A 15,978-nucleotide genomic window follows, 5' to 3' on the forward strand; every position below is an offset into this window, starting at 1 on the left:
GACCTACTCAATGAATACTGAATTAACTTGGTGTCACTCAGTTAGCATTGAGATAAATGATGAAATCTCAATCCCGCGTGAGTGCCCACACAGATTGTCTGACTAATTGTTAAAGAGCGTTGCCTCTCTCAAGGCAGGAGGCGCATTCTACGCTTTCCTCCGTCGTCGTCAAGGGCCGTTTTGAACTTTCCCATCCGACCGTCGACATTTTAACCAGCACCCCTGGGGGCCCTCTGGCAGCGCAGCGCGTTGTTTCCCGCTGTGCCCCGTCGACAGGGAGCGCATTATAGGGCGGGATTCAGAACCGGCAAGGGATAAAATGCAAAAAAATGACTGACCGGATAAAGACACAGCAGACTGACACCTTATCCCAGGGTTATCCACAGAAAAGGGCCTGAAACCGGGGTTTCAGGCCCTATATTTTTGCCCTTGGGGCTCAGAAATGGAGCACGGCGTTGAGGAAGGCGCCGTCGATGTCGATGTCGGTGGTCAGATCCCCCACATCGTCCTCATCGAGATCCAGCATCAGTGAACGGTAGCCCGCCTCCAGGCCCAACTCCAGGGCCACCAGGCTGAAGGTCCAACCCAGTTTGACCTGGTAATCAATAAAGGAGGAACCGGAGTAACCGGTGCCGTTCACCTCACCGGCCAGGTAGAGGCCGGTCAGCGGCAGGTCGACCCGGGCGGCGCCGTAGATCATGGGCAGCCACTCGTCGAAGCGCTCGGTGGCGACGCCGGAGCTGGTGTCCATGATGCCGACGTTGTAGGCCACCTCGGAGGTGACGTCCAACTGGCGGGCGGTCAGACCCAGGTCCAGATCGAAGCCGGTGTCCCACAGTTCGTAATAGAGGGTGATGTCGGTGTGCTGGTAATCCAGCACCGTGTTGGTTTGCGAGCCGGCGGGAATCAACATGCCACCGAACTCGAACTCCTGGGTCAGCTCGCCACGGCCATCGGTGTCGTAGCTGAACGCCGCCACCTTGATATTGGGCAGCAGGGGCACCGGGTGCTCGAACGCGATGTAGCCCTGGAAGCCACTGTCGTCGTCGGACAGCCCCAGGTCACGCTCGACGTCGATGCCGTCCTGGCCCAGGGTGCCGCTGGAGCCCCCCTTAAAGGTGCCGGCACCGGCGTAGATCCCCAAAAAGTCAGCCTGGGCCGGAGCGGCCATCAGCCCCAGCAATACGGCGGTCACGGCGTACTTCATTCTTCTCTCCCTGTGAGTGGTCATGGACATCCCTCTATCCATAGCGCCCAAATGTTACAGGCAATTCAATAAATGACCACCCTTGAATAACATTCCGCCAAATTCTCGGATCGTGATCAAAAGGGGTGTTCAGCGTCGCGGCAGTGGACTAGATTCACTGCATCCCATACCGAGAAGGATTGATTATGAGCGCGGTATTTCATCTGGCCCTGACCCAGCCCATGCTGGAAGGCGCCACTTTGGCCATTGTGCCCGGGGATCCGGAGCGGGTGGCCCGCATTGCCCAGCTGATGGACAACCCCAAACCCCTGGCCAGCACCCGGGAGTTCACCAGCTACCTGGGGTACCTGGACGGCACCCCGGTGGTGATCTGCTCCACCGGGATCGGCGGCCCCTCCACCTCCATCGCCGTCGAGGAGCTGGCGCAACTGGGGATCCGCACCTTCCTGCGGATCGGCACCACCGGCGCCATCCAGGCGGACATCGCGGTGGGCAGCCTGATCGTCACCACGGGTTCGGTGCGCCTGGACGGCGCCAGCGGCCACTTTGCCCCGCCCGAGTACCCGGCGGTGGCGGATTTTCGCTGCAGTCAGGCCCTGGTGGCAGCCGCGGAGGCCAAGTCCGCCACCCTGCGCATCGGCATCACCGCCAGCTCCGACACCTTCTACCCGGGCCAGGAGCGTTACGACACCTTCTCCGGTCGGGTGATCCGGCGCTTCAAGGATTCCATGGAGGAGTGGCAGGGCCTGGGGGTGCTCAACTACGAGATGGAGTCCGCCACCTTGCTGACCATGTGTGCGGCGCTGGGCCTGAAGGCCGGCTGTGTGGCGGGGGTGATCGTCAACCGCCATCAGCAGGAGATCCCCGACGAGGCCCTGATGAAGCAGACCGAGACCCTGGCCATCGAGACGGTGGTGGACGCCGCCCGGGCGCTGCTGGCCTGAAAACGCAAAAAAGGCGCCACGAGGGCGCCTTTTTCTTACCTGACCGCTCAGAAGGCCTGAACGATCACGTAGAGAAACACACTGATACTACCGAATACGGCGGCGGTCACGCCGTCCATTCTGCTGGTTTTCTTGCTCATGGCTTTTCCTTTTACATCAAGGGATCACGCCGACGGGCGGCAACTGGCCACGATTATATAGATGCCCCTTATGGGGGATAAGAAAAACCGGAATGGGGGGCGCGGATCTTTTAACCGGATCACGCTTGTTCGATGGCCGAGACAATGGCCGCACGGTTGGCCCGGGCCCATTGGGCGTCCAGGCCGCCCCACTGGTCCACCTGGTAGTAGCCGTCGTTGTGCCGTACCCCATCCTCGACGAAGTGCACGGCAACCCCCAACCCCGGCAGGGCCTTGATGATGTCCTGAATGGTGCGACGGGGCCAACCGAGGTGGCTCATCAGCGCCGGCACCGAGGGACGGTCCAGCTCTTCGATGGCCAGCAGCAGCATCACACGGCGACAGAAGGTGGGGTTGAGCATGGGCATTCCTTGTCCTTGGGGGTTCTGGCCACGATACCGAATTGACCCCACTAAAAAAAGGGCGCACCGCAGTGCGCCCCTCTTGGCGTCCCTGGTCAGTGATCGAACTGGATCTTCACCGGCCGCTCTTGCTGTCGAACCGCTTCGGTTTTGGGGATCTCTACGGTGAGCACCCCCTGACGGTAGCGAGCCCGGACCTCGTCCGCATCCTGGATCACAAAGGGCAGGACCACGGTGCGCTGATAGGTGCCGAAACGCCGCTCAGTCAGGTGGTAGTCCGCCGCTTTCTCCTCCTTGTCCTGTTGGCGCTGGGCTTTCAACGTCAGCCGATCGCCTGTGCAGATCACCTCGATCTCATCCTCTTTCAGGCCGGGCAAGTCCGCTTTCACCACCAGCCGATCCTTCTCCTCCTTAAGATCGATGGCCGGGGTCAGCTTGCCCGGTTCTGGCCGCATTTCGCCCCACAGCGGCAGCCAGTCCCGATCGAAGTCCTCAAACAGGCTGGGCAGACGACCCGCCAAGCGTCCGAACGGGTGATCGTTGCCAAAACCAACCGGATAGCGTTTTGCCATAGGCACCTCCGTTTCGACCTTCCCTATGTCCTTCTATAAGGATACGTCGGGCCCCCGGAGGGGCCGGCGGCGAGCTTGATCCCGATCAAAAAGCCCGGCGATTTCGTCGGGCCTTGGGGTCAGTGTTCGAGGAAGAGGTAGTTTTGCCAGCTCTTCATCCGCAACAGCACCCGGCGAATGATGGAGACGTGGGTGAAGGAGTCGGAGTAGACGGCGATCTCAGCGTGGGCGCCGTCCGGCAGCCGGTGGTCGCTGATGTCCTCCAGCAGCCGCACCTCGACAAAGGAGCGGCCCCGGCGCAGCAGCAGGTCGGAGCTGAGCAGGGCCCCGGAGGCCTGGATCTGCCCCTCGGCGATGTTGGGCAGCACCTGGGAGACCTCGGCCTTAAACACCTGGCCCGGCAGGGCCTCGAAGATGATCTCCGCCTCGTAGCCCTCGCGCAGCCGCAGCAGCGACTTCTGGTTGAAGGCGCCGATAAAGTGGTCCCGGTCCTCGTTGATGAACACCATCACCGGGCGCAGCGGCAGGGGCACCGCCATCATCCCCGGGCGCAGCGCCAGCTGGGTGACGTAGCCGTCGGTGGGGGCGCGCACCACGGTCTCCGTCAGGTCCACCTCCGCCTTGGAGAGCTGGGCCTTGACCTTCTGCATGGTGGCCTCGGCGGACAGGTAGAGCTGGCGCCGGTTGTCCAGTTCCAGCTCGGTGAAGGCGCCACCGCGCTTGAAGCCCTCTTCATAGCGCTTAAAGGCCGCCAGGGTGCGGTCGCGCTCCGCTTCCGCCGCGGTCAGTTCGGCGGCATAGCGGTCCACCTCGTCCTGGTAGCGGGCGTCGTCGATGCGAAACAGCACATCCCCCTGCTTGAGCGGCTGGTTGGGGGCGACCGGCACCTCGGTGACGATGCCCCGCACCGTGGGCACTATGGGGGTGGCCACGTACACCTGGCGGGCCAGGGGGGTGAAGGGGTGGTTGTAGTTCATCAGCAGCAGCATGGCGCCAACGATGACGATGCCCCCCAGCACGGCGGTGGGCACCGTCCACTTATTGAGGGGGATCTTGAACACCTTGAAGATCCCTACGCACAGCGCGGCGTAGGTCAGAATCAGCAGCAGGTCCATCAGCGCGCTCCTTTGAACTCGTCCATCTGGGCCTTAAGGCCCGCCAGCTCTTCCCGCAACCGGGCCACTTCGGCCTCCAGGTCACTCTCCTTTTTCTCCAGCGCCTCCTGGCGCGCCACGAAGCCCCAGCCCCGCTCCGGGCGGTAGAGGGTGGCCCAGATCCAGAGGAAGGGCCAGATGGCGTGAAGGGTGAAGAGGCTGACCCATCCGGCCACGTGGATGGCGTCCTGGTGGGGGTGGTCGCGGTGCTTGGCGATCTCATAGGGGATGTCGTGGATGGCGATGATGCCGTAAAACAGCACCAGCACCACGAACACCAGCAACCCCAGCGCGAAGTAGTCGAGGAACATCGGTTTCTCCCTTCCGATGGTGAGTCTAAGGTCAGCTTGCCCCAGGGATCAGCGAAGATCCAGATCGCTGCCCTCTTTTAGTAAGACTTTGACTTGATTGATGACATCCTGGTTTTCGTTGTGCTCGTGCCAGGCACAGTACACCGGACGCTCCACCGTGGGCTCCCCCTCCACCCGATGCAGCTGGCCGGACTGAAGATGCTCCGCCACCCGATCCTCCGGCAGGTAGGCGCTGCCACCGCAGTTGAGGATGAAGTTCAGCGCGATGTGGCTGGTGGAGACCCGCAGTATGGGCCGCGGCGTGGGGCCGCTCTCCCGGGCCAGGCGGATGTCAAACGCCGTGCCCCAGTCCACGTGGACATAGCCGCTCATCGACTGGTCGGCAAAGCTGGTGACCGGCAGCAGGCGCACGCAGGGCAGCGCCTCGATGGCCAGCCCCTCCGCCTTGGGGGGATCGAACATCACCGCCAGATCCAGGGTGCGTTCCAGCAGTTGCCGGGTGAGTTGGGCCGAAGGCAGGGCCTCGCCGCGTATCCCCAGGGTGGGGATGGCGTTGTGGATCCGCTGCAGCGCTTCGCTCAACACTCCGTCCCAGATGTTGGCGGTGCCCCCGATGGCCAACTGGTTGTGCTGCTCCTCCCCCAGGGCCACCTCCAGCCGGGCCCGCTCCAGGTTGCTGAGGATCGCCTCGGCGTGGGGCAGTAGCCGCTCACCGGCGGCGGTCAGGGTCAGTTGGCTGCGCTGACGGGCAAACAGGGCCACCCCCAGACTCTGCTCCAGCTGGCGAATGCGAAAGCTCACCGCCGACTGGGTCAGGTAGAGGTTCTCCGCCGCGCGGCTGAACCGCCCGGCCTTGTGCACCTCCAGAAAGGTTTTTAACAGCTCGGTATCCATAATTTTTCTTCAGTCCAGCACAAAAAGGTTTCGCTTTGGCCCTGGGGCCTGCGCCCTATACTAGCCGCCCTCTGCCCCTGCGGGCTTCTCGCGAGTCATTGTTCATTATAAGACTCTGATACCCAACAACTTAGCTTTATATTCGGAGACCCTCCCATGCGTGGCTGGATCATCTACAAAGACAGCGCCAATCTGCTCAAGCCCGAGCGCTACGAAATTGACCGCTTTATGGAGGAAGCCGCCAAGCAGAACATCCAGCTGGAGGTGTACGCTCCGGAGGATTTTGACCTCAAGGTGACCCTGGGGGGCGATCGCAGCATTCTGCTGCACGGCGAGCGGGTCCCCTTACCGGATTTCGTGCTGCCTCGCATGGGCGCCGGCACCACCTATTTTGCCCTGGCGATCATTCGCCATCTGGAGCGGCTGGGGGTGTACTGCGTCAACACCTCCCACAGCATCGAGGTGGTCAAGGACAAGCTGTTCACCCAGCAGATCCTGGCCCAGCAGAACCTGCCCACCCCCAACACCATGCTGGTCAAGTTCCCGGTCAACGTGAAGCTGGTGGAGAAATCCCTGGGCTTCCCGGTGGTGGTCAAAACCCTCTCCGGCAGCCAGGGCAGTGGCGTTTTCCTGTCGAAAAACGCCAGCGAGTTTGCCGATCTGATGCAGTTGATCGAGTCCACCGCGCCCAAGGCCAACATCATCCTGCAGGAGTTCATCCAAAACTCCCACGGTCGGGACCTGCGGGTGTTCACCATCGGTGGCCGGGCGGTGGCCTGTTTCGAACGCGCAGCCCCGGACGGCGACTTCAAGGCCAACTACAGCAACGGCGGCTCCCTCAAGCCCTGTGAGATGACCCCGGAGATCGAGTGGCTGGCCACCCAGTGCTCCCGGGCCATGGACCTGGACGTGGCGGGGATCGATCTGCTGTTCGACACCGACCACTTCACCATCTGCGAAGCCAACTCCTCGCCGGGGTTCGAAGGTCTGGAGCAGGTGGTGGAGATCAACATCCCCCAGGCTATCTTCCACTTTATCCGCATCCGCCTGGGGCTGTTCGACAACCGACAAGCGGTTCAGGAAAACTGAAAAATTCCTTCAGAGGGGCGCAAAAATTTTTCGCTCCCCTGTCATGGGATCCTCATATAGCTTTGCCAGCGTGATGCTTAATTCGGAACACGAGGCAGAACCCCCATGGCCCAGGTACTCAGCTTCAGCTGCACACAGAAATTTTTCGACACCCGGCATTTCCCCCGCGGCTTTCGCCGCAGCGGGGCCTTCACCATCAACGAGGCCGACCTGCTGGAGCGTTACGGCCAGGCCCTCCAGGCCCTGGCCAGCGGCACCCGTCCGCCGCAAACCGACGAAGAGCAGCACTTCGTGGATTTCGTCCAGGGGCGCACTGAGGGGCACACCCCCATGGAGCGACTGTGGGCCAAGTACTTGCTGGCCAGCCGGGGCAAGAAGCTGATCACCATCAGCGGCAGCCCGAGACCCAGCCAGGGCCGCGGCGACGAGGCCGAACCGGAGGAGAGTGCCACCCCAGAGGATGTCCTCGACGATTAACCCAGACCACGCCACCGCCCGGTGGCGTTTTGTTGCGGCGCGCCGGTAGTCAGTGACAAGGTCAACACCGGATGGCACACTGTCTGGATTACCGGAAAGGACCTCCACCACCAGCGCGATGCAACCAATCCACAGCGCCGGGGACACGTCAGAGATGGACGACGATACCCTGCCCCAACGCACGGCATTCCAGATCGCCCAGCTGGCGTCCCAGGCTTCCGCTCCCCACACCTTCTGCCAACGGCTTTTTGCCCTGCTGGCCCAGCGTCTGCCCGCCCAGAACGGCTTCGTTGCCCTGGCCAGCGACACCGGCCCGCGCCTGCTCTGGTGCCAGGACAGCCGGGTGGCCAGCCCCCCCGATTGCCTCAAGCACGGCCTGACCGATCTGATGCTGCGTCGCGGCCGCTCCATGTTCCTTCACCAGGTGGAGATCAGCTCCCTGCACAGCCGGGGCCAGATCCGCTTACTGGGGGCCCTGCCGGACAGCTGGCTGGGGGTGCTGCTGGAGCAGGATGGCGAAGTGCTGGGGGCCTTGGTGTTGCAAAGCTACGACCGACGCCGCTACCGGGCGGCGGATCTGGACTGGCTGACCCAGCTGGCGCCCTTCATCGCCCAGGGGCTGACCCAGCAACTGCAAAACCGGCCCCGTCTGCCGGTGGGCCCCGAGCGTTCGGAGAAGATGCTCTCGGTGCTCTACCGGATCACCGAACTGAGCCAATCCTCGGCGCCGCTGCCGGAGCTCTACGCCGGCTTCCATCGGCTGATCGCCGAGCTGCTGGTGGCCGACAACCTCTTTATCGCCCTGCTGGATGAGCATGGCCAGGCCCTGCACTTTCCCTACTCCCGGGATCTGTTGGCCCACACTCCCCGCAACCGCCCCCTGCGCAAGGGGCTGACCGAATACCTGTTGAACCAGGGCCGACCGCTGCTGCTCGACGGCGAGGACATCGAAGCCCTGGTCGAGCAGGGAGCGGTGGAGCGGTTCGGTCACCCGGCCCAGTGCTGGCTCGGCGCTCCGCTGGAGCACGACGGCCAGTCCCTTGGCGCCCTGGTGCTGCAGGATTACCAAAACCCCAGCGGCTACGGTGAGGAGGAGCTCAAGCTGATTGGCTACCTGGCCCACCATGTGGCCAGCGTCATCGGCTGGCGCCGGGCGGCGGATCGCCTGGCCCACAACCAGCAGGCTCTGGAGGAGGCGGTGCAGGCCCGCACCCGGGAGCTGGAGCACGAGATCAAGGAGCGCCGCCGGGTGGAGTCTCAGCTGCGCCACGACGCCCTGCACGACGAGCTTACCAGCCTGCCCAACCGGGCGATGATCATGCAGCGGCTGACCCAGGTGCTGTCGATCAAGCAGCGGGAGCCCCAGTTCCATTACGCCCTGCTGTTCCTGGACTTGAACCGCTTCAAGGTGATCAACGACTCCCTGGGCCACCTTACCGGGGATCGCCTGCTGGCCCAGGTGGCCAACCGCCTGAGCAGCTGCGTCCGGGGCAGCGACACCGTGGCCCGCCTGGGCGGCGACGAGTTCGCCATCCTGCTGGAGCACCTCAGCCACGACGACGACGCCCTGCAAAGCGCCGATCGGATCCAGGCGGTGCTGAGCAAGCCCTTCCACATCGACGGTGAGGAGATCTACAGCGGCAGCAGCATCGGCATCGCCTTCGGCCTGCCCCACTACCGCACACCGGTGGAGCTGCTGCGGGACGCCGACGTCGCCATGTACCGGGCCAAGCAGGCCCACCGTGCCGCCCCGGTGGTGTTCGACGACAGCATGCGCGAGGAAGCCCAGCATCGGATGAAGCTGGAAAACGAACTGCAGCGAGCGCTGGAGCTGGAACAGTTCGTGGTGCACTACCAGCCGGTGTGGAACCTGGAGCGGGAGCAGCTGGTGGGCTTCGAGGCCCTGGTGCGCTGGCAGCACCCGGAGCGGGGCCTGCTGATGCCCGCCGACTTCATCGAGCTGATGGAGGAGACCCACCAGATCCTGGCGCTGGACCGCTGGGTGCTGAACCAGGCCTGCCATCAGTTCGCCCACTGGCAGAAGAAGTACCCGCGGCTCAACCGGGTGGGGGTCAGCGTTAACTTAAGCTCCGAGTGGTTCAACCGGGCCGACAGCCTGGACGTGGTGATGCAATCCCTCAAGCGCTCCGGGTTGGCGGCCAGCTCCCTGCTGATCGAGATCACCGAGCGCTCACTGCTGCACCAGCCGGACCAGGCTGCCCACGTGCTGGGCCAGCTGCGCCGCCTGGGGATCAAGCTGATGATGGACGATTTCGGCACCGGCTACTCCTCGCTCAGCTACCTCCACCGTCTGCCCCTGGACGTGGTTAAGGTGGACCGCAGCTTCGTCAAGCGCCTCAACCAGGATCCCCGTGCCGAGGCGGTGATCTCCGCCATCCTGCACCTGGCCCGGGCCCTGGGGATGAAGGTCAACGCCGAGGGGATCGACCAACCGGAGCAGATCACCCAGCTCAAGGCGATGGGCTGCCATTTTGGTCAGGGATATCAGCTGGGCCGCCCCCTTCCGGCAGATCGAGTCAGCGACTTTCTGGCGGGAAAAAGCCACACACACTGACAGCGTACTGGTAAACTTTCCGTTACCATTCGTTAACCTTTGTCGGCGATGTCCTGGAGCAAATGGAGCTTGTTCCCGGTGCTGTGCATGGCGGCACTGTGGCTGTTACTGGCGGGCGTTCCCCGTCCCACCCCAACCCTGGGCGTTTCCGCCCCCTCTGTCGCGCCGATGCTGGCGCCGAAGGCCCCTGCCTCCCGCCCGGGCCTGATTGGCGACGCTCATCCCCAGTTCGAACGCCTGGCCCGGGAGTACCAGCGCCATCGCGGCCCGGTGCAGTACGGCGGCCAGATCTGGCTGGCGGACGACGACGGTCGGGTGCTGACCGGCTTTGTTGCCGTCGCCCCGGCCCCGGCGCCGCCGGTGCCCACCGAGCAGCAGATCCGCCAGCAGTGGGACCGCTTCTACCAGGACGAACGCTGGGGCGACTGGGGTCAAAGCTGGCTGGCCACCGCCTGGCTGGGGGAGCTGGCCGAACCGCTCAGCCACAACCTGGTGTGCCGGGAACGGCGCTGCCTGGTGGGCCACGACTTCGCCGAGGAGGCCGGCTGGCTGCAACAGGTGGCGCGCCTGCGCCAGCAGTTGCCCCGTCACGTCGAGCTGGCCGAGTGGCACACCCCCTCCCAGTCCCTGCTGGTGTTCACCCGCTACTGAGGCCATAAAAAAACCCGCCGTTCGGCGGGTTATTCGCATTGGTCCGGACTCAGCAGACGTTCAGCACCTTGATGGCCAGGCCCCCACGGGAGGTCTCCCGGTACTTGGGGTGCATGTCCTTGCCGGTCTCGTACATGGTGGCGATCACCTTGTCCAGGGAGACGCAGGGCTCGGAGTTACGGCGCATCGCCATCCGGGTGGAGTTGATCGCCTTGACCGAAGCGATGGCGTTGCGCTCGATGCAGGGCACCTGCACCTGACCGGCCACCGGATCACAGGTCAGCCCCAGGTGGTGCTCCATGGCGATCTCCGCCGCGATGCACACCTGGGAGGGGCTGGCCCCCATCAGCTCCGCCAGACCGGCGGCGGCCATGGAACAGGCCACGCCCACCTCCCCCTGGCAGCCCACTTCGGCGCCGGAGATGGAGGCGTTCATCTTGTACAGGGAACCGACCGCCCCCGCCGCCAGATAGAACTTGGTGTACTGCTTCACGCTCACCTTCTCGATGAACTTGTCGTAGTACGCCAGGACTGCCGGGATGATCCCCGCGGCGCCATTGGTGGGGGCGGTCACCACCCGGCCACCGGCGGCGTTCTCCTCGGAGGCGGCCAGGGCAAACATGTTGACCCAGTCGATGATCGCCATGGGATCGTTGTTGGTCCGCTCGTTGGCGATCAGCTGACGGTGCAAGGAGGCGGCCCGGCGCGGCACCCGCAGGGGACCGGCCAGCAGCCCCTCGGTGGCGCAGCCGCGCTCGATGCACTCCCGCATCACGTTCCACACGTGACCGAAGCCTTCGTAGATCTCCGACTCGCTGTGGTAGGCCTTCTCGTTCTCCATCATCAGCGCGCTGATGCTCATGCCGGTCTCCTTGCACAGGGCCAGCAGGCTCTCCGCATCGGTGTAGGCAAAGGGCAGCGGCTTGAGGTTGGCGTCCGGTTTGCCGAACTGCTCCTCCTCGACGATGGCGCCACCGCCGATGGAGTAGTAGGTCTTGCTGTACAGCTCGGTGTCACCGGCGTAGGCGGTCAGGCGCATGCCGTTCTCGTGCAGCGGCAGGGTCTCCTCGTGGAAGATCACCGCGTCACGGGGAAAGTCGACGGTGTGGCAGTGCAGCCCCACCGGCAGGCGCTCGGTCTGCTCCACCCGGCTGATGAACTCCGGGATGGCGTCGATGTCGACGGTCTCCGGGCAGTTCCCCCCCAGACCCATGATGATGGCGATGTCGGTGTGGTGGCCCTTACCGGTCAGGGAGAGGGAGCCGTAGATATCGACACCGATGCGGGTCACCTCGCGCAGTTGCTCCTTGGCGCGCAGATCATCGATGAACTGCTTGGCCGCTTTCATGGGGCCTACGGTATGGGAGCTGGAGGGGCCAACGCCGATTTTGAAGATATCAAACACACTGAACATCAGAGCATTCCTCAGGAAACTAGGGGAAAAAAAGCCGGGGCTGTGACCCCGGCTGGGAGTCGGACTGGGCTTAGAACAGCAGGTCCTTGACGATGGCGCTGATGGCCACGATGCCCATGACGCTCACGAACAGGTTGGACAGCTTGCCGTCGTACTTCTTCATGGCCGGCACCTTCTTGATGGCGTACATCGGCATCAGGAACAGGATGGCGGCAATGAAGGGGGCGCCCAGGGATTCAATCATGCCCAGAACGGAGGGGTTGATGATGGCCACGCCCCACACGCTGAAGAAGAAGAAGGCCACCAGCGCTTTGTTGAACTTGGCTTCACCCATGCCTTCGACGGCCTTGGGAGCGGCTTTCTTGGCGATGCCCGCCAGACCCTCTTTGGCACCCAGATAGTGACCGAAGAAGGAGGAGAAGATGGCCAGGAACGCCACCAGCGGACCGATGTTGGAGATCAGCTGGGACTCGTGCTGGTTGGCCAGGTAGCTCAGGATCGGCAGGTTCTGGGCCTTGGCTTCGGCCAGCTGCTCCGGAGAGAGGGCCAGCACACAGCTGAACACGAAGAACATCACGAAGCCCAGCAGCATGCCGGAGGCGCGCAGCAGGATGGCGTCGGATTTCTCAACGGCCTTTTCGCCGTGGGCTTCACGCTGGGCCAGCGCCATGGAGGAGATGGCCGGGCTGTGGTTGAAGGAGAAGATCAGCATGGGGATGGTCAGGTAGACCGCCGCCATAAAGCCGGTCGCGGAAGGCGCGGCGTCGAAGCTCAGGGCCGCCATGGACCAGTCGGGGATCAGGTAGACGGACATGGCGAACAGGATGAACACCAGGGGGTACACCAGCATCTCGGTGACCTTCAGCATCAGCTTCTGACCCAGGATCATCACGCTCATCATCATCGCCACCAGGACGCCGGACAGCAGCCAGCGCGGCATGGAGGCCATGCCCAGCTGGTTCACCAGGAAGCTGTCCACGGTGTTGGTGATGGCGTTGCCGTAGATCAACACGATGGGGTAGATGGCGAAGAAGTACAGGAAGGTGATCAGCAGGCCGGCGGCCTTGCCGAAGTGCTCTTCCACCACTTCGGTGATGTCGGCGTTCTTCTGCTTGGAGGACAGCACGAAGCGGGCCAGGGCACGGTGGGACAGGTAGGTCATCGGGCCCACCAGCAGGGCGATGATGATCAGCGGCCAGAAGCCTTCAAGGCCGGCGCGGATCGGCAGGAAGAGCACGCCGGCGCCGACGGCGGTCCCAAACATGGACAGGGACCAGGTCAGATCTTGCTTGGTAAAACCGGACTTTGCGGCAGTCGGGGTGGCGGTTGCAGTGTTAGGATTCTGCATGTGAAATCACCTATGAGTGTTCGAGTTAGCGGGGGCAAGAATAGGGATTTTTCGCCACGAAAACGTGATTCAAATCACCTCGCCGCACGACTCGGGTGATCCGGATCGCAAATCCGATCCAAACTGAAGCTCATTCAGGGATTGGTAATACCAATTTACCGTGATTTGCATCACGGCCAGTGTTTTTCACTGTGATCTTGCTCACTGGCCAGCCGACCCGACTGGCCAATGCGGATTTAACCAGGCAATTACTCCGCGCCAACTTTTCTACAACATCAGCAGACGCAGGCCCAGGAGGGCGAGGAAGGCGGCGAACGCCCGTTGCAGAACGTGACCCGGCAGTTTCACCGCCAGGGCGGCCCCCACCCGGACAAACTGGGTGCTGGCCACCACGATGCCAAAGAACGCCGGCAGGTAGACGAAGCCCAGACTCCACTCCGGCAGGCGCTCCTGACCCCAGCCGTTGATCAGGTAGCTGCTCACCCCGGCCAGGGCGATGGGGAAGGAGAGGGTGGCCGACACCCCCACCGCCTTGGCGATGGGCAGGCTGCACCAGCGCAGGAAGGGCACGCTCATGGTGGCGCCGCCGATGCCAAACATGGAGGAGATGGTGCCGATAAGGCCACCGGAGAGCACCAGTCCCGGGGTGGCCGGCAGGCGGCGATCCGGGTTGGGCTTGAGACTGAACCACATCTGGGTGGCCACCAGCAGCAGGAAGATGGCGAACAGCCGCTCCAGCAAGGCGCCGGGCAGCATGGCCGCCACCGAGCCCCCCATAAAGGAGCCGAGCACCACCCAGGGCACAAAGCGTTTGACGATGGCCCAATCGACGTTGCCCCGCTTGTGGTGGGCGCGGATGCTGCTGCTGGAGGTCACGACAATGGTGGCCAAGGAAGTGCCGATGGCCAGGTGGATCAGCACGTCCGGCTCCACCCCCATCCAGGGCAGCACCGTCAGCAGCACCGGCACGATCACCAGGCCACCGCCGATCCCGAACAACCCGGACAGCACCCCGGCCAGGGCACCAAGGCACAGATAAACGATGAGGGTCAACAACATAGCTACGGGCAAACCTGGCTGGACATTGGCCGACATTGTCGCAATGGACGTGGCAAAATAACAGCCTGATGTGACAATCCCGGAGCCCAGATGTCCGCTTCCACCGTGGCGGTGGCCTCACACAACCCCGTCAAGATCCGCGCCGCCGAAGACGCCCTCGGCCGCGCCTTCCCCGCCCACCGCTGGACCAGCCGGCCCCACGCCGTTCCCTCCGGGGTGGCGGAGCAGCCGATGAGCGAGGCGGAAACCCGGCAGGGGGCGCTGAACCGCCTGGCCGCCCTCAAGCGGGCCGATCCCCAGGCGGATTTTCACGTCGCCTTCGAGGGGGGCTACGATCGCCTGGAGGGGGTGCCGGTGACCTTCGCCTACGTGGCCGTCTGCCATGGCGAGCGCACCCAGGTGGGCCGCAGCGGCGCCCTGCCCCTGCCGCCCCAGGTGGCAACGGCGCTGGAGGCCGGGGGCGAGCTGGGCCCGGTGATGGACGCCCTGTTCAACCAGCACAACATCAAGCAACGCGGAGGCGCCATCGGGGTGCTCACCGGCGGCCTGCTGGATCGCGCCGGCTTCTACCGGGACACCCTCACCCTGCTGCTGGCCCCCTACCTCTTCCCCCACCTCTACCCAAGCGGCTAACCCTCGGAAAGGGCTCACTTTGTGCTAGGGTGCGGGTAGTGCAACCAGGGAGAGTCACCATGAAGTACCGTCCGTTACCCCACAGCCAGCTTGAGATCAGTGAGCTGGGCCTGGGCACCATGACCTTTGGTGAACAGAACAGCGCCCAGGAGGCGTTCGACCAGATGGATCGGGCCCGCGCCGCCGGGGTCAACCTGCTCGATGCCGCCGAGATGTACCCGGTGCCCCCGCGCCCGGAGACCCAGGGGGACACCGAATCGATCATCGGCCACTACCTCAAGCAGCGGGGCAACCGCCACCAGTGGGTGATCGCCACCAAGGTCGCCGCTCCCGGCGGCCCCTGCGACTACCTGCGCCCCCAGATGGCGTTGGATCGGCGCAACATCCAGGCCGCCTGTGACGCCTCCCTGACCCGGCTGGGCATCGACTGCATCGACCTCTATCAGGTGCACTGGCCCCACCGGCACACCAACTTCTTTGGCAACCTGGCCTACCAGCCCGACGAGGCGGAGAGTCGCACCCCCATCCTGGAAACCCTGAGCGCCCTGGCGGAGCTGGTCCAGGCGGGCAAGGTGCGCCACATCGGCGTCTCCAACGAGACCCCCTGGGGGGTAATGCAGTACCTGCACCTGGCGGACAAGCACGACCTGCCCCGCATCGTCGCCATCCAGAACCCCTACAGCCTGCTCAACCGCAGCTTCGAGGTGGGGCTGGCGGAGATCGCCCACCGCCAAGGGGTGGAGCTGCTGGCCTACTCCCCCCTGGCCTTTGGCACCCTCTCCGGCAAGTACGCCGGGGGCGCCCGTCCCCCGGGGACCCGCCTGAGCCTGTTCGAACGGTTCAAGCGCTACAGCGGCCCCGCCGCCGAGGCCGCCATCGACGACTTCCTCACCCTGGCCCGGGATCACGGTCTGTCGCCGGCCCAGCTGGCGCTGGCCTTCGTGCGCAGCCGCCCCTTCACCGCCAGCACCCTGGTCGGGGCCACCACCCTGACGCAGCTGGAGGAGAACCTGGCCAGCGTCGATTTGGCCTGGAGCGATGAGCTGGAGGCGGCCCTGCAGGCCCTGGGCGAGCGCCACCGCTACCCCTGTCCCTGACAGGGCCTTGAA

16 protein-coding genes are annotated in these 15,978 nt (G+C 64.1%); 7 read left to right on the top strand and 9 right to left on the bottom strand.

Annotation, left to right across the window (positions count from 1 at the left end):
* Positions 1-436: 436 nt before the first annotated feature.
* Positions 437-1,207 (bottom strand): TIGR04219 family outer membrane beta-barrel protein, encoded by a 771-nt coding sequence (locus KUV81_RS12730; protein ID WP_222544262.1) that lies wholly within the window; start codon positions 1,205-1,207, stop codon positions 437-439.
* Between the two features lie 185 nt (positions 1,208-1,392).
* Between KUV81_RS12730 and udp the strand changes: the two genes are divergently transcribed.
* Positions 1,393-2,151 (top strand): uridine phosphorylase, encoded by a 759-nt coding sequence (udp, locus tag KUV81_RS12735; protein WP_222544263.1) that lies wholly within the window; start codon positions 1,393-1,395, stop codon positions 2,149-2,151.
* Positions 2,152-2,410: 259 nt separating this feature from the next.
* Here udp and KUV81_RS12740 read toward each other — a convergent pair whose 3' ends face one another.
* The 5 genes from KUV81_RS12740 to KUV81_RS12760 form a co-directional block, all read right to left on the bottom strand.
* Positions 2,411-2,692 carry a helix-turn-helix domain-containing protein gene (locus tag KUV81_RS12740; protein WP_222544264.1) on the bottom strand — a complete coding sequence of 94 codons (282 nt, stop codon included), beginning with the start codon at positions 2,690-2,692 and terminating at the stop codon, positions 2,411-2,413.
* Positions 2,693-2,787: 95 nt separating this feature from the next.
* Entirely contained in the window at positions 2,788-3,264 is a 477-nt protein-coding gene (locus tag KUV81_RS12745; protein WP_222544265.1) for an Hsp20/alpha crystallin family protein, read from the bottom strand.
* A 119-nt stretch (positions 3,265-3,383) separates the two neighbouring features.
* On the bottom strand, positions 3,384-4,379 hold the full coding sequence (locus KUV81_RS12750) for an HlyD family secretion protein (RefSeq protein ID WP_222544266.1): 996 nt from the start codon (positions 4,377-4,379) through the stop codon (positions 3,384-3,386).
* Positions 4,379-4,729 (bottom strand): DUF3302 domain-containing protein, encoded by a 351-nt coding sequence (locus KUV81_RS12755; protein ID WP_222544267.1) that lies wholly within the window; start codon positions 4,727-4,729, stop codon positions 4,379-4,381. Before KUV81_RS12755 ends, KUV81_RS12750 begins: the two co-directional genes overlap by 1 nt.
* Before the next feature lie 48 nt (positions 4,730-4,777).
* Positions 4,778-5,623, bottom strand: coding sequence for a LysR family transcriptional regulator (locus KUV81_RS12760; RefSeq protein ID WP_222544268.1), 846 nt, complete (start codon positions 5,621-5,623; stop codon positions 4,778-4,780).
* Between the two features lie 156 nt (positions 5,624-5,779).
* On the opposite strand from KUV81_RS12760, the gene KUV81_RS12765 reads away from it, so the two are divergent.
* From KUV81_RS12765 to KUV81_RS12780, 4 genes are all read left to right on the top strand, one after another.
* On the top strand, positions 5,780-6,712 hold the full coding sequence (locus KUV81_RS12765) for a RimK family alpha-L-glutamate ligase (protein WP_222544269.1): 933 nt from the start codon (positions 5,780-5,782) through the stop codon (positions 6,710-6,712).
* A gap of 105 nt (positions 6,713-6,817) precedes the next feature.
* On the top strand, positions 6,818-7,189 hold the full coding sequence (maoP, locus tag KUV81_RS12770; RefSeq protein ID WP_222544270.1) for a DUF413 domain-containing protein: 372 nt from the start codon (positions 6,818-6,820) through the stop codon (positions 7,187-7,189).
* Between the two features lie 154 nt (positions 7,190-7,343).
* Positions 7,344-9,764: an EAL domain-containing protein gene (locus KUV81_RS12775; protein ID WP_222544271.1), complete on the top strand. Its 2,421-nt coding sequence runs from the start codon at positions 7,344-7,346 to the stop codon at positions 9,762-9,764.
* An 87-nt stretch (positions 9,765-9,851) separates the two neighbouring features.
* Entirely contained in the window at positions 9,852-10,415 is a 564-nt protein-coding gene (locus tag KUV81_RS12780; protein WP_222544272.1) for a hypothetical protein, read from the top strand.
* 49 nt (positions 10,416-10,464) lie between these two features.
* On the opposite strand, the gene KUV81_RS12785 is transcribed toward KUV81_RS12780, so the two are convergent.
* The 3 genes from KUV81_RS12785 to KUV81_RS12795 form a co-directional block, all read right to left on the bottom strand.
* The gene (locus tag KUV81_RS12785) at positions 10,465-11,829 is read right to left on the bottom strand and encodes an L-serine ammonia-lyase (RefSeq protein WP_222544273.1); all 1,365 of its coding nucleotides are present in this window, start codon (positions 11,827-11,829) and stop codon (positions 10,465-10,467) included.
* Positions 11,830-11,899: 70 nt separating this feature from the next.
* Positions 11,900-13,177: an aromatic amino acid transport family protein gene (locus KUV81_RS12790; protein WP_222544274.1), complete on the bottom strand. Its 1,278-nt coding sequence runs from the start codon at positions 13,175-13,177 to the stop codon at positions 11,900-11,902.
* 267 nt (positions 13,178-13,444) lie between these two features.
* On the bottom strand, positions 13,445-14,236 hold the full coding sequence (locus tag KUV81_RS12795) for a sulfite exporter TauE/SafE family protein (RefSeq protein WP_222544275.1): 792 nt from the start codon (positions 14,234-14,236) through the stop codon (positions 13,445-13,447).
* Positions 14,237-14,326: 90 nt separating this feature from the next.
* On the opposite strand from KUV81_RS12795, the gene yjjX reads away from it, so the two are divergent.
* Together yjjX and KUV81_RS12805 are read left to right on the top strand one after the other, a co-directional pair.
* Positions 14,327-14,869: an inosine/xanthosine triphosphatase gene (yjjX, locus tag KUV81_RS12800; RefSeq protein WP_222544276.1), complete on the top strand. Its 543-nt coding sequence runs from the start codon at positions 14,327-14,329 to the stop codon at positions 14,867-14,869.
* 59 nt (positions 14,870-14,928) lie between these two features.
* Positions 14,929-15,966 (top strand): NADP(H)-dependent aldo-keto reductase, encoded by a 1,038-nt coding sequence (locus KUV81_RS12805; RefSeq protein ID WP_222544277.1) that lies wholly within the window; start codon positions 14,929-14,931, stop codon positions 15,964-15,966.
* The last annotated feature ends 12 nt before the right edge of the window (positions 15,967-15,978 follow it).

The sequence above is a fragment of the Ferrimonas balearica genome (assembly GCF_019802085.1).
In the GTDB taxonomy this organism is placed as follows: Bacteria; Pseudomonadota; Gammaproteobacteria; order Enterobacterales; family Shewanellaceae; genus Ferrimonas; species Ferrimonas balearica_B.

Coding starts and splice junctions, on each gene's coding strand:
- KUV81_RS12730 (WP_222544262.1), bottom strand. CDS start 1,207: ATGAAGTACGCCGTGACCGCCGTATTGCTGGGGCTGATGGCCGCTCCG.
- udp (WP_222544263.1), top strand. CDS start 1,393: ATGAGCGCGGTATTTCATCTGGCCCTGACCCAGCCCATGCTGGAAGGC.
- KUV81_RS12740 (WP_222544264.1), bottom strand. CDS start 2,692: ATGCTCAACCCCACCTTCTGTCGCCGTGTGATGCTGCTGCTGGCCATC.
- KUV81_RS12745 (WP_222544265.1), bottom strand. CDS start 3,264: ATGGCAAAACGCTATCCGGTTGGTTTTGGCAACGATCACCCGTTCGGA.
- KUV81_RS12750 (WP_222544266.1), bottom strand. CDS start 4,379: ATGGACCTGCTGCTGATTCTGACCTACGCCGCGCTGTGCGTAGGGATC.
- KUV81_RS12755 (WP_222544267.1), bottom strand. CDS start 4,729: ATGTTCCTCGACTACTTCGCGCTGGGGTTGCTGGTGTTCGTGGTGCTG.
- KUV81_RS12760 (WP_222544268.1), bottom strand. CDS start 5,623: ATGGATACCGAGCTGTTAAAAACCTTTCTGGAGGTGCACAAGGCCGGG.
- KUV81_RS12765 (WP_222544269.1), top strand. CDS start 5,780: ATGCGTGGCTGGATCATCTACAAAGACAGCGCCAATCTGCTCAAGCCC.
- maoP (WP_222544270.1), top strand. CDS start 6,818: ATGGCCCAGGTACTCAGCTTCAGCTGCACACAGAAATTTTTCGACACC.
- KUV81_RS12775 (WP_222544271.1), top strand. CDS start 7,344: ATGGACGACGATACCCTGCCCCAACGCACGGCATTCCAGATCGCCCAG.
- KUV81_RS12780 (WP_222544272.1), top strand. CDS start 9,852: ATGGCGGCACTGTGGCTGTTACTGGCGGGCGTTCCCCGTCCCACCCCA.
- KUV81_RS12785 (WP_222544273.1), bottom strand. CDS start 11,829: ATGTTCAGTGTGTTTGATATCTTCAAAATCGGCGTTGGCCCCTCCAGC.
- KUV81_RS12790 (WP_222544274.1), bottom strand. CDS start 13,177: ATGCAGAATCCTAACACTGCAACCGCCACCCCGACTGCCGCAAAGTCC.
- KUV81_RS12795 (WP_222544275.1), bottom strand. CDS start 14,236: ATGTTGTTGACCCTCATCGTTTATCTGTGCCTTGGTGCCCTGGCCGGG.
- yjjX (WP_222544276.1), top strand. CDS start 14,327: ATGTCCGCTTCCACCGTGGCGGTGGCCTCACACAACCCCGTCAAGATC.
- KUV81_RS12805 (WP_222544277.1), top strand. CDS start 14,929: ATGAAGTACCGTCCGTTACCCCACAGCCAGCTTGAGATCAGTGAGCTG.